This window comes from Ligilactobacillus sp. LYQ135 (assembly GCF_053711055.1).
This window is the reverse complement of the sequence record NZ_JBSJYT010000001.1, coordinates 306,659-319,354: the sequence shown is the minus strand read 5'-3', so window position 1 is coordinate 319,354 and position 12,696 is coordinate 306,659. Positions and strand designations below refer to the sequence as shown.

10 protein-coding genes are annotated in these 12,696 nt (G+C 32.9%); 8 read left to right on the top strand and 2 right to left on the bottom strand.

The genetic code is table 11. The annotated features are described in order from the left end of the window. Nucleotide 1: 1 nt before the first annotated feature. Together ACWCL1_RS01445 and ACWCL1_RS01440 are read right to left on the bottom strand one after the other, a co-directional pair. Nucleotides 2-1,201 (bottom strand): glycosyltransferase, encoded by a 1,200-nt coding sequence (locus tag ACWCL1_RS01445; protein ID WP_454545147.1) that lies wholly within the window; start codon nucleotides 1,199-1,201, stop codon nucleotides 2-4. Between the two features lie 359 nt (nucleotides 1,202-1,560). After that, on the bottom strand, nucleotides 1,561-2,310 hold the full coding sequence (locus ACWCL1_RS01440) for a class A sortase (protein WP_454545146.1): 750 nt from the start codon (nucleotides 2,308-2,310) through the stop codon (nucleotides 1,561-1,563). A gap of 1,163 nt (nucleotides 2,311-3,473) precedes the next feature. On the opposite strand from ACWCL1_RS01440, the gene ribB reads away from it, so the two are divergent. The 8 genes from ribB (at nucleotide 3,474) to sufB (ending at nucleotide 12,636) form a co-directional block, all read left to right on the top strand. Beyond that, nucleotides 3,474-4,118 carry a 3,4-dihydroxy-2-butanone-4-phosphate synthase gene (ribB, locus tag ACWCL1_RS01435; protein WP_454545145.1) on the top strand — a complete coding sequence of 215 codons (645 nt, stop codon included), beginning with the start codon at nucleotides 3,474-3,476 and terminating at the stop codon, nucleotides 4,116-4,118. Nucleotides 4,119-4,925: 807 nt separating this feature from the next. Further along, complete coding sequence (nrdD, locus tag ACWCL1_RS01430; RefSeq protein ID WP_454545144.1) at nucleotides 4,926-7,142, top strand: anaerobic ribonucleoside-triphosphate reductase; 2,217 nt, start codon at nucleotides 4,926-4,928, stop codon at nucleotides 7,140-7,142. Next, nucleotides 7,132-7,710, top strand: coding sequence for an anaerobic ribonucleoside-triphosphate reductase activating protein (gene nrdG / locus ACWCL1_RS01425; RefSeq protein ID WP_454545143.1), 579 nt, complete (start codon nucleotides 7,132-7,134; stop codon nucleotides 7,708-7,710). The genes nrdD and nrdG overlap by 11 nt, the downstream gene beginning before the upstream one ends. 11 nt (nucleotides 7,711-7,721) lie before the next feature. After that, nucleotides 7,722-8,480: a Fe-S cluster assembly ATPase SufC gene (gene sufC, locus ACWCL1_RS01420; protein WP_454545142.1), complete on the top strand. Its 759-nt coding sequence runs from the start codon at nucleotides 7,722-7,724 to the stop codon at nucleotides 8,478-8,480. Continuing rightward, nucleotides 8,470-9,582, top strand: a complete 1,113-nt coding sequence (gene sufD, locus ACWCL1_RS01415) for a Fe-S cluster assembly protein SufD (RefSeq protein WP_454545141.1) — start codon at nucleotides 8,470-8,472, stop codon at nucleotides 9,580-9,582. The genes sufC and sufD overlap by 11 nt, the downstream gene beginning before the upstream one ends. Continuing rightward, nucleotides 9,572-10,795: an aminotransferase class V-fold PLP-dependent enzyme gene (locus tag ACWCL1_RS01410; RefSeq protein ID WP_454545140.1), complete on the top strand. Its 1,224-nt coding sequence runs from the start codon at nucleotides 9,572-9,574 to the stop codon at nucleotides 10,793-10,795. The genes sufD and ACWCL1_RS01410 overlap by 11 nt, the downstream gene beginning before the upstream one ends. Continuing rightward, nucleotides 10,788-11,240, top strand: coding sequence for a Fe-S cluster assembly sulfur transfer protein SufU (gene sufU / locus ACWCL1_RS01405; protein WP_454545139.1), 453 nt, complete (start codon nucleotides 10,788-10,790; stop codon nucleotides 11,238-11,240). Before ACWCL1_RS01410 ends, sufU begins: the two co-directional genes overlap by 8 nt. Beyond that, the gene (gene sufB, locus ACWCL1_RS01400) at nucleotides 11,224-12,636 is read left to right on the top strand and encodes a Fe-S cluster assembly protein SufB (RefSeq protein WP_454545138.1); all 1,413 of its coding nucleotides are present in this window, start codon (nucleotides 11,224-11,226) and stop codon (nucleotides 12,634-12,636) included. Before sufU ends, sufB begins: the two co-directional genes overlap by 17 nt. Nucleotides 12,637-12,696: the final 60 nt, after the last annotated feature.

Here is a 12,696-nt window from a genome sequence, read left to right as displayed (position 1 = left end):
ATTACAACCCCCGATCTGAATCACCCCATGCGGCAAATTGCATAGTATCAAATACATGATAAAAACCAACAAAGGTGACGATAATGTTGTTCAACCAGTAAAAATAGAAGAAAAGAGGCAAACAAAGCATGATTTTAAATGGATATTTAATCCGGGAATCACCATAGTTAAGGATTCTTGCGATTGTATAAAATACTAGTGTAATCAAATAGTAGGTGATCATAATATCAATATTTAAAGTCAGATTTTTTTCAAATATATATTGGAAAAAAATAATTACAAATGAAAAAGATACTGAAAAGATCCAAAAGTAACTAGCAGACATGTCAACTGCTAAAAGTCGTTGATTCCAAGCCATTTGTGGAATCTTCTTAAAGTGTTTAGTGAAAACTTCAATTCCACCACGAGCCCACCGAATCCGTTGATGAACAAATCCGCGTACAGTTCCAGGACCATAGATATAACAAATTGATTGTGGTTGGTATTTAACTAAATATCCTTTTTCATATAAACGCCAAGTAACATCGATATCTTCAGTCATGGCTTGTTGATCCCAACCACCAACATCACGCACAGCAGAAGTTCTAAATAAAGTTAATACTCCAGAAACTGTGTATAAACGACTTGTAAAAAACGATTGTGAACGTTTAATAAAATCAATATTTGTAAGATATTCAAGGAATTGCAAAGCAGTAATAATATTTGTAACGTTTTTAATTAATGGTCTTCCCGTTACGGCAGCATATTTTGGATCCCGTTCACAAGTTTCTACTAAATGAAGTAATGCTTCAGGTTCAAATGTAGCATCTGCATCGGTACATAAAATGTATTTTGCTTTACTTTGTTTCATGGCAGTATTTAAAGCCATTGCTTTACCTTGATTTTGCTTTTGAGCAATAACAGTAATGTTTTCATATTTTTGTTTTAATTGGTATAAAATTTGTAAGGTATTATCAGAACTTTTATCGTCAATTAAAACGATTTGCATATTTGAATAAGTTTGTTGTTCCAATGAATCAACAGTTTCAGCAATTGTATCTTCTTCGTTATAACAAGCAACGAAAACATCGACAGCAGGCGGATCTTCAAGAGTATGTCCATGTTTTTTAATACGATGCTCAGTATATTGGAAGAAAAGTGTTCCAATTATCCAAATAAACGACATTACTACTGGATAGTACATTTCAAATGCACCAATCATAAAAAATTCCCTCCCTAATCTTTACTCACTGAATAAATAGTAAAGAAAAATTAAACTTCTTGCAAAAAGTCTTTAAAAAAATTAACGAAATATTTAAATTTTGACGCAATATGTGTGTTATTGAACAATATTTTAATAGATTTTACAAAAAATTAAATATAGTTAGAAAAATATATTATAAAGAACTGTTTTATATGATTATACAAAATAAAGCAGAATTGTTAATAGTTATTTTGGATAATTTATATAAAAAATAAAAATTATCGTTAAAGATGAATAAATAACTTATAAATTGTTTATTTAATATAATAGAACAAATAAAAAAAGCTACGTCTAATTTATTCATTAAACATAGCTTCTCAATGTTCATTTTTATTACTAAAATTGAACATTCTTAAATGAATAGTATCCCACCGAGAATCTTTGACTGCATATTTTTCGCTTAAAAATGCTCGGGTTGAATTAGATATATTATTATATGAACTTGTTTTAGTTAGTTTTGCCTGGAAAACTACTCGTTTTGAATTATTTGTATCTTCACAAGTAATCAAGGTTAGCTTAGGTTCCTTTGAAGGAGTTAAGATCCCTTGGTCATGTTCAGAAATTGTTGATTTTGAATATATTTTATAACTATAAACCTTATTGAAGTCAGTTACATATAATACATCGCCGACTTTGGCTTTTTCATATAACGGTGAAAAAAGTGCATCTTTACTTGTTGGAACATTATGTGCAGCAATCGCATAATTACCTTTTCCCATCTGTTCGTCAGGATGCAATGTTCCGGCACACAAAGAATAAATGGTGCTATCAACACCATTTGAAATTGGTACGTTTAGTCCTAATTTTTCGTTGTAAATTCCACCCACAACTTGAATTTCTGGATGAAATAACCGGGCTTTGATCACTGTAAAGAGATTTATAGGTTTAACATCATCCCATTTATACGGAGCTTTTTTTTGCTTAGCTTCACCGGTACGAAAAATAACAGGATGAAAATCTTCGATTAAATAATTGGTAATTGGGCGATTGAAGATAAAAACAATTCCAACCATGAAAGTGCAGATTAAAAATATTTTTTTGATCCAGTAAATTATTTTCTTCTTCATAGTTTTTAGTAATTATCCTCAAATGAGAAAAGCACTTGTCAAAAATCTTGATATTTTGAAGACACAATGCTTCTTTTATTTTAAATTTAAAATTGTTTTTCCTATATATTATATAGGATATTCTATAAAATCGACTAGTGAAAGCGAAAAAACATTATATATTTATTAATTTTTTAACAAAATGTTAATCACTTTTGATATTATATCAAAATTTTTGGAAGAACAAGTAAAAATGAGGCATATTTTATTTTTTATAAATTTACAACTTACAGCTTTATGAGCTACACCAATACTAATAAATCATTAAGAACATTGTTATCATATGTTTGAAAATAGTGGTCAGTCTATTTTGCCAAGGATAGTTCTAGCCTAATTGGCATCTACATAGATGTTAACCTGTTGCTTAAGATATTTTGTGCGGTATTTATACACGATTATGAAAACGTTGACAATTATAACAAGTTTATTTTTGCTTTGCTAATATTGGCTTTGACTTAAATTGTCAAATTCATATCATGTTTGATGTTCAACTTTATAGATGATGATTTTTAACTATATTAGAAGATATCTTTAAATTCTCAACTGTAATTGTGTCATATTTCTTTATGATAGCGGTCTTTTTATAATTAGGATAGATTTTCAGTTTATTTTCTTTTCAAATTTTTTATCAGCTATCCTTTATAAGTTTTCGCGTGGAAAGGATGTTATATATAATGATCCTCCCCTTGTTTTGAAATTTTCAATTATTATTTCTCTTTCTTTAGTTGTGCATATTATTGGTTAGTGAATGGGTAATAAATACTTTTTATACCAATATTGTTTAATTTTTTAGTGCTAAATAAATTTATTGTATGAGGACATGGAAAATAGATAAACTAAGTGGTTTAATTATATATTCATTTTTGAGAATCTATTAAACAAATACTTATTGTACAATTTTAGTTTATTTTTATACTTAATAATTAGAACTTAAGTCACAATGGATTGCTATAAAAACGATTAATTTTTATAGGATCTTTTAATAACTATAGTTCGTGTTTTTTGTTTTTTTATATATATTTAGAATCTTTTATAGCGTTTGCTTTGTTAAAAGTATATAATTTGCGCTTTGGTTTTGCTAAATGTATGTTAAAATTTAAAATATAGAGAGGAGTTGTAAAGAAATGGAAAATACTGTTGAAAGTGCTATTCAATTTTTGAAAGAAGGAAAATTTATTATCTTAGCAGATAATGAATCAAGAGAAAATGAGGGTGATTTAGTTGCTTTTGGCAATCAAATAACACCAGAGATTGTATATAAAATGTTGAAGATTGCTAATGGATTAATGTGTGTGCCAATTAGTTCGAAAATAGCTAAAAGACTAGGATTTAATGTAATGGTAGAAAACAGTTCAGATCCTAATGAGACACCTTTCATGGTCACGACTGATGCAACATTTGAATCAACTGGAGTAACTACGGGAGTATCTGCATATGATCGTGCAGCTACCATAAGAAAGATTGCTGACCCCCAATCTAGACCAGATCAATTTAATCATCCAGGACATATTCAACCACTTATTTCACAAGATAAAGGAATTAGAGAGCGAAATGGACATACAGAAGCAGCTGTTGATTTGGCTTACATTGCTGGAGAAGAACCAGTAGCTGTTATTATTGAAATCTTAAATGAAGATGGAAAGATGGCACGACGTGATTCACTACATAAATTAGCTGAAAAGTATCAAATTCCGATGATTACAATTGGTCAAATTGAAAAATATCTTGATGATCATGATATTGAATATGCTGCGAAATTGGCAGAGTAGCTTATTTATAATCTTTAATAAGAAAATTAAATCGTAATGAGATGGTATTTTCTAAAACTTTGTAGAATTGAACTTAAATATGAATGCATATTAGCTGTTATAAGCCGATCTTTGATCAACAAAGAGTAGTTAAAACAGTTGATTTGGCATATTTTAATTCATTAAACTTTCAAATAAAATGGGGACATTAAAAGGACAATAAAATTGCTAGGACACATTTATTTCGTTTATTACATCTCATGTTCTTCATAATACTGTTTGTGAATTTAAATTATAATTAGCTTTCTCATGATTGGAATGACACTATTAATGTAGTTAATTGATTTGCTTAATGGATTAGAGATTTGTGTTATGGGAGCAATTTTCTTGGTTGTCTTGTATACTTTAATGGTATTTGTTAGTAGTAATAAAGAAACAGGTATGGATTAATGCTTGGGCAGCTATTGGATTTATTATCTGTTATTCATGAGTTCTGTATATATACTATTATATTTATTTTTTATTTATGTAATCATGTTATTATTCTTATACTATCTTTGAAAAGACTTTTTTTTGTGAAATTAGAAATCTTGAGCAAGAAGCATAACTTAGGGTTTACAATAGATAAATAAAAAATATACAAGAGACTTGACGTTTGTCATAGTCTCTTTTTTTAATTTTTTTCAAAAAGATCAATAAAATCAAAAAAATTGATCGAACAGCTTGTCATGGTAGTCAATTTCGCCTTCTATATATGGGGTTAATAAAAAATTTATATACAATATGTGGTATACATGTGGTAAAATTTCAGTCAAGGAGGGAAAGCGAATGAAAATGATCAAACAATTTAAATTACCAAAAAAGTGTGTAAAAAGGGATGGCTATGAAATGCCGTTTGAGTTTTATAAAATTGATTTTTTGATTGAAAAATTAGGGCTTGAAGATTCCAAAGAACAGCTTGAAGAACGCTTTTCATCAAAAATTACTAATTTAGAAAAAATATTATCGGCTGAAGTTGAAAAGATATTCTTAAATGTATTAACTGAATTTAATCATCAAAATGCCGTTGACCAATATTTGGCTTATAAACATCAGCGGGAAGTTGAATTCAAAGAACAAATCGATCCAATTAAACGGTTAAATCGATTAATTGGCGAAGATGCACGCTTGGTTCACGAAAATGCCAATAAAGATAGTAAATTATTTAGTACTCGGCGAGATTTGATTGCAGGGACGATTGGAAAAACTAAAGGACTTACAATGATGCCAGAACATATTGCAAAGGCACATTTAAAGGGAGACATTCATTTTCACGATTTGGATTATTCACCACTTGAAGCATACAGCAATTGCTGTTTGATTGATTTTGAAACAATGTTTCGTGACGGATTTAAAATGGGGAATGCTGAAGTTGAGGAACCTAAATCAATTCAAACGGCCGTTGCGCAAATCACCCAAGTGATTGCAAGTGTATCAAGTCAACAATATGGTGGATGCACGGTTGATCATATCGATACATTATTAGAACCATATGCAGCAAAAAATTATCAGAAGCATCTTACTGAGGCTCAGGAATTGATAAATTCACATGAACAAGCTGAAAAATTTGCTAAAAAACGGACAATTAAAGACATTTACGACTCAATGCAGGCGCTTGAATATGAAATTAATACTTTGTTTACAACAAATGGACAAACGCCATTTACTTCGGTGGGCTTTGGATTAGGAACTTCATGGATCTGTCGAGAAATTCAAAAGGCCATTCTTCAGGTTAGAATTGATGGTTTAGGTAAGAATCATCGAACAGCAATTTTCCCTAAATTGTTATTAGCAATCAAAAAAGGAATCAATTATGCGCCTGAAGATCCTAATTATGATATTAAACAATTAGCAATTGAATGTGCTTCAAAACGTATGTATCCAGATATTTTAAACTATAAAACAATTGTTGACATTACTGGAAACTTTAAATCTCCGATGGGGTGCCGGTCTTTCTTACCTAAATGGGTCGATGAAAACGGAAAAGAAGTAAATGACGGTCGAGCAAATATGGGGGTTGTCACTTTAAATCTTCCTCGAATTGCCCTTGAATCAAAGGGCGATCAGGAATTGTTTTGGGAAATTTTAGAAGAACGATTGCAATTAGCTAGAGATGCATTGTTATTTCGAATTCATCGCATTGTCAATGATGCTAAACCACAAAACGCACCAATTTTATATCAATATGGAGCATTCGGGATGAAAGCTAAACCCAATGAAAGTGTTGACAAATTTTATAATCATGATCGTGCTACCGTTTCATTAGGCTATATTGGATTATATGAAGTTGGAACCGTCTTTTTTGGTCCGAATTGGGAACATAATCAAGAAGCCCATGATTTTACGGTCAAAGTTGTGCGAACTTTAAATGAACATTGTCAAAAATGGGCTCAACAGTATGGATATCATTTTAGTGTATATTCAACCCCAAGTGAATCACTCACTGATCGTTTTTGTCAGTTAGATATTAAAAGATTTGGCAAAGTAAAAGATGTTACTGATAAAGAATATTATACAAATAGTTTTCACTATGACGTACGCAAGCATCCAAGTCCATTTGAAAAATTAACATTTGAAATGGATTATCCGCATTACGCGACTGCTGGATTCATTCATTATTGCGAGTATCCAAATTTAAAGCAAAATCCGAAAGCACTGGAAGCCGTTTGGGATTGGTCATACGATAAAATCGGCTATTTAGGAACGAATACGCCAATTGATAAATGTTATAAATGCGGATTTGAAGGCGAATTTGAAGCAACTGCCAGAGGGTTCCAATGTCCTAAATGCGGAAATCATGATCCTCAAACATGTGACTGTGTTAAACGAACATGCGGCTATTTAGGCAATCCTCTTCAACGACCAATGATCCATGGAAGGCATCAAGAAATTGCCGCCCGGCATAAAAATATGACCGATTCAATGGCCAAAGAAGTTGCCGATCATGCGATTAACATGCAAAGCGATCGAAAGAGTCTTTTAGAGGAGGAACAAAATGAAAACTAAAAGATTACCAAACAATCCGCAACCGCAGGAATGGCTGGCAAGTGATTTGAGTGAAATGCGAATTGCAGATTATAAACCATTTAACATGGTTGATGGTGAAGGAGTTCGTTGCAGTTTATACGTCAGCGGATGCAAATTTATGTGTCCTGGTTGCTATAACAAAGCTGCTCAAAGTTTCCATTACGGTCAGGTATATGATCAAGATTTAGAAGATCAAATTATCAAAGATTTAGCGCAACCTTACGTTCAAGGGATTACTTTTTTAGGCGGTGAACCTTTTTTAAATACACAGGTTACTTTACGATTAGCTAAACGAATTCGAAAAGCATTTGGCAATCAAAAAGACATATGGTCATGGACTGGCTATACATGGGAAGAATTAATGAAAGAATCAATGGACAAATTAGAGCTGTTGTCTTTGATTGATATATTAGTTGATGGGCGTTTTCTTGAAAGTCAAAAGGATTTAACATTACAGTTTCGCGGTAGTTCGAATCAACGAATTATTGATGTTCAAAAATCATTAGAGGATAATCAAATTCATATTTGGTCAAAATTAGTCAAATAACGGGGGAAATAATGAAAAAGTTAAAAGTTAAAAATTTGGAAGTTGAAGTTGAGGGCAAACGAATTCTGAAAGGCGTTAATTTAGAAATTAATGCTGGTGAAATCCATGCGATTATGGGACCTAATGGTACTGGTAAATCAACCCTCTCAGAAACCATTATGGGAAATTCTCATTATCAGATTATAAATGGTGAAATTTTAATCGATGATATTCCAATTAATAATTGGCCGATTGATAAGCGCGCTCGCCATGGAATTTTTCTGGCAATGCAATACCCAGTTGAAATTCCAGGGGTTAAAAATAGCGACTTTATCAAAGAAGCAGTTGGCGCACGGAAAGGAAAAATTAATGTCTTGGAATTTATTCGAAAATTGAGAACCACCGCATCATTTTTGAATATTTCAGAAGAGATGTTGAATCGGGGATTAAACGAAGGCTTTTCTGGCGGTGAAAAGAAATGCAATGAGATCTTGCAGTTGATGATGCTTGACCCAGAATTAGCAATTTTAGACGAAATTGATTCAGGATTAGATATTGACGCATTGAAATTAGTAGCTCAAGGAGTAAATCAAATGCGTTCAAGCCATTTTAGTGCATTGATGATTACGCATTATCAAAGGCTTTTGAATTATATTAAACCAGATGTTGTACATATTATGGTAAATGGTCGAATCGTTCAAACAGGATCTTTTGAATTAGTTAAAGAGCTTGAAAAAACGGGGTATGCCCAATTTACTAATGAACAAGGAATTGATGAGAATGTTGAGTAAAGATCATCAAAAAAAGAAAAGAAAATTACCTGAAATTGAAAAGGTTAATTTTTCACATTGGAATTTTACAGGTAAGCAAATTAAGGGGAATGTTAACCAAGTTGAGGTTAAAAATTATAATGAGTTGCTATCTAAAGGGATTGTTATTCAAAATTTACGTGCAGCTTTGCGCGATCCGACGAGTTTAGCGCAACAAATTCAGGGGCGGATTATTACAAGTGATGAAAATGATTTGGTTGCTGAAAACTATCAGCATTATGATTGCGGATTATTTATTTATATTCCCAAAGGGATTTCACTTTCAGCCCCGCTTGAAATCAATGTTTGTCAAACAACGTCATTAAATTATCGATTAGTAATGCTAGTTGATGATGAAAGTTCTGTATCGGTGGTTGAAAGTTTTGAGAGTTTAAATTCGGAATTAAACAGCGGAAAAATTATTGAAGAAATTGCAGTAGCTTCTAATGCAACATTACATCTAAGTACTATTCAAAATTTACAAAATACAACTACATATTTTAAGCAGCGGATCGATGTGCAACAAGATGCGCAATTATTTTGGAATGTCGAGGCATTTAATTCCGAAAACAACATTAATGAAAGTGATGTTGTTTTAAATGAAAAAGGCGCCCAATGCGACTTAAAGGTTATTACGCTTGCTAGTCAAAGGCAAGTTCAAGGATTCAATACAAAGGTGATATGTAAACGGCCTAATACGGTTGCTAAGATGTTACAACGGGCAATTGTTTTAAAGCGTGCACGGATTGTTTTTAATGGAATCGGTAAGATCAAAAAAGGTGCTCATGGAACAAATCTCCAACAAGAAAATCGCTTGCTGATGCTGTCGCCTCAAGCCAGCGGAGGTGCCAATCCAATTTTGCTAATTGATGAAAATGATGTTCAGGCAGCCCACGCGGCAAGCATTGGTAAAATTGATGTCAATAAAATATATTATCTTATGAGCAGAGGATTGACATCCCAGACAGCTCAGCGAATGTTGATCTGTTCATTTTTAAACCCGATTATTCAACAAATTCCAGCAAAACAAATTCGTAAAATTTTATATCAGCAAATTGAAAAGAGGATTCAAGATGAATTGTAATTTTGAAAAAGTTCGGTGTGATTTTCCCTTTTTTACGAATCATCAAAAAATGGTTTATCTTGACAATGCAGCTACAACACAAAAACCACAGACGGTCATTCAGAAATTAAATGATTACTATCAAAATGAAAATGTTAATGTCCACCGAGGAGCATATACATTAGCGGATCGAATTACGGTGCAATATGAAAATGTCCGTCAAAAGGTTGCAAAATTTATTCATGCTGATTCTGAGCGGGAAGTAATTTTTACAGCCGGAACGACTGAAGCAATTAATTGGGTAGCCAACGGTTTTTTTCTAAAGCAATTATCTGCAGGTGATGAAATTATTGTTACGACTATGGAACATCACAGTAATTTACTTCCATGGCAGTCGATTGCCAAAAAAACCGGAGCAAAACTTAAATTTGTTGATTTTGATCGTAATTATATGTTAGATATTGCTGATTTGAAAGATAAAATTAGTAATAAAACAAGACTTATAGCAGTCGCAGCGGTATCCAATGTATTAGGAACAATTAATCCAATTAAGGAAATCTCAAAAATTGCTCATCAAAAAAATGCTCTTATTTTGGTTGACGCGGCTCAGGCCGCTCCTAGTATGCCACTTGATGTTCGTGAATGGGATGCTGATTTCATTGCCTTTTCCGGACATAAGATGCTTGGACCAACCGGGGTCGGTGTACTTTGGGGAAGAAAAGCTCTTCTTCAAGATTTAGAACCGCAAACCTATGGTGGAGGAATGATTGATGACGTTGCTAAATCAGAAATGATTTTGCGCGAAGTTCCATGGTGCTTTGAAGGCGGGACACCTAATATTGCAGGCGTAATTGGATTAGGAGTAGCAATTGATTATTTAGAACATCTTGGAATGGAGAATATATACTATCGCGAAAAGGAATTGACTGACTATCTTTTGACTAAAATGCAGCAACTTCAAGGGTTACAGATTTATGCATCACCCCAACAGTCGCGAATCGGAATTGTATCTTTTAACATTAACAAAGTTCATGCGCATGATGTTGCAACGGTATTAGATGTCCAAAACGTTGCCATCCGTACTGGACATCATTGTGCAATTCCTCTGATGAAACGATTAGGGATCACCGGGACATGTCGGGCAAGCGTATATTTTTATAACACTAAGCAAGAGATTGATGAATTTGTAAAAAAAATCGATCAAACAAGGGAGTTTTTTGAAGTTTATGGATAATGAAGCATTAAATGAATTATATCAATCGATTATTATTGAACACGCATTGAAACCGCGGAATTACGGAATGTTGAATGCTAAAACTGCTGAAAAACGAGTTTTTAATTCTACTTGCGGCGATGATATTATCGTAAACATTAAGGTAAAAAAGAACCGTATTCGTCAAATTTCTTTTTATGGCGATGGATGCTTTTTATGCAAAGCATCTGCTTCAATGATGACGGAATTGATTACAAATTGCCAAATAGCAACAGCTCAAAAAACGATTCAAACTTTTTTTGAGATGGTAACAAATTTACAAGCCAAGCAAGATTGGGCTGATTTAGGAGAAGCAAGCGTGTTTAAAAATGTTACTCAATTTCCAATTCGTGTTAAGTGTGTCTTGTTGCCATGGAGTGGATTAAAGGCGTGCTTTGAAGGAGAAAAAAATGGATCAAGAACTTAAATTAGGAGAAAAGTATCCTTATGGATTTAAAGATAAAGTTGTTCCATTATATACGACCGGAGCGGGGCTTTCAGAGGATACAATAAAGATGATTTCTAAAATTAAACACGAACCCCAGTGGATGCTTGACTTTCGCTTAAAAGCTTATGAAACTTATCAAAGAATGCCGATGCCCGATTTTGGTCCTGACTTATCAGGATTAGATTTTGAAAAGATCAATTATTTTCGAAAAGACACTTCAAAAGTTGCACGAAAGTGGGAAGACGTCCCCGATCAAATCAAAGAAACATTCGATAAACTGGGAGTTCCGCAAGCTGAACGCAAATACTTAGCAGGATCATCAGCTCAATATGAATCTGAAGCGGTCTACCATAATATCCAAAAAGAGTTACAAGAGCAAGGTGTGATTTTTACGGATATGGACTCAGCAATCCAAAAGTATCCTGAATTGGCGAGGAAATATTGGGGAAATTTAATTCCACCTTCAGATAATAAATTAGCAGCACTAAATTCAGCTGTTTGGTCAGGAGGAACCTTTATTTATGTTCCTCAAAATGTCCAGTGCAAGATTCCGATTCAAAGCTATTTTAGAATTAATGCCGGTAACTCTGGACAATTTGAACGGACATTAATTATCGTTGATGAAAACGCAAGCGTAAATTACGTGGAGGGCTGTACCGCTCCAAATTATTCTAAAGATAGTTTACATGCAGCCGTTGTTGAAGTAAACGTTCTTAAGAATGCTTCTTGTCGTTACACTACTATTCAAAATTGGTCTGACAATGTTTACAGTCTTGAAACTAAGCGTGCACGAGCAATGGAAAATGCAACAATGGAATGGATCGATGGTAATTTAGGTTCAAAAGTGACGATGAAATATCCGAGTGTTTACTTGGATGGTGCAAATGCTCGCGGAACGATGTTATCAATTGCATTTGCCGGAAAAGATTTACAAGGTAACGGCATTATTTTAGATACCGGAGCAAAGATGATTCACAATGCTCCGAATACTTCATCCTCAATTATCTCCAAATCTTTATGTAAAGACGGAGGTGAAACAAATTATCGCGGAACTGTCCGATTTGGTAAAAATTCGCAAGGTTCTTTTAGCCATATCGAGTGCGATACGATTATCATGGATGATAAATCATCAAGTAACACATTACCGTACAATGAAAATTTAAATGGTGATGTTACCATTGAACATGAAGCTAAAGTTTCAAAAATATCCGAAGAGCAATTATATTATTTAACAAGCCGCGGATTATCTGAAAGAAAAGCAACTGAAATGATTGTCATGGGATTTATTGAACCTTTTACGAAACAATTACCAATGGAATATGCGGTTGAGTTAAATCGATTAATTGATTATCAAATGACGGACTCGATTGGTTGAAATTTAAATAGCTGAATGTTTAAGGAATCCCATTAAAAAATATTAACAATTATAGCTATG

What these genes read in the sequence shown, in the direction of transcription:
- ACWCL1_RS01410 (WP_454545140.1), top strand. Translation starts at nt 9,572, where the DNA reads ATGAATTGTAATTTTGAAAAAGTTCGGTGTGATTTTCCCTTTTTTACG.
- ribB (WP_454545145.1), top strand. Translation starts at nt 3,474, where the DNA reads ATGGAAAATACTGTTGAAAGTGCTATTCAATTTTTGAAAGAAGGAAAA.
- ACWCL1_RS01445 (WP_454545147.1), bottom strand. Translation starts at nt 1,201, where the DNA reads ATGATTGGTGCATTTGAAATGTACTATCCAGTAGTAATGTCGTTTATT.
- sufD (WP_454545141.1), top strand. Translation starts at nt 8,470, where the DNA reads ATGTTGAGTAAAGATCATCAAAAAAAGAAAAGAAAATTACCTGAAATT.
- nrdG (WP_454545143.1), top strand. Translation starts at nt 7,132, where the DNA reads ATGAAAACTAAAAGATTACCAAACAATCCGCAACCGCAGGAATGGCTG.
- nrdD (WP_454545144.1), top strand. Translation starts at nt 4,926, where the DNA reads ATGAAAATGATCAAACAATTTAAATTACCAAAAAAGTGTGTAAAAAGG.
- sufC (WP_454545142.1), top strand. Translation starts at nt 7,722, where the DNA reads ATGAAAAAGTTAAAAGTTAAAAATTTGGAAGTTGAAGTTGAGGGCAAA.
- sufU (WP_454545139.1), top strand. Translation starts at nt 10,788, where the DNA reads ATGGATAATGAAGCATTAAATGAATTATATCAATCGATTATTATTGAA.
- ACWCL1_RS01440 (WP_454545146.1), bottom strand. Translation starts at nt 2,310, where the DNA reads ATGAAGAAGAAAATAATTTACTGGATCAAAAAAATATTTTTAATCTGC.
- sufB (WP_454545138.1), top strand. Translation starts at nt 11,224, where the DNA reads ATGGATCAAGAACTTAAATTAGGAGAAAAGTATCCTTATGGATTTAAA.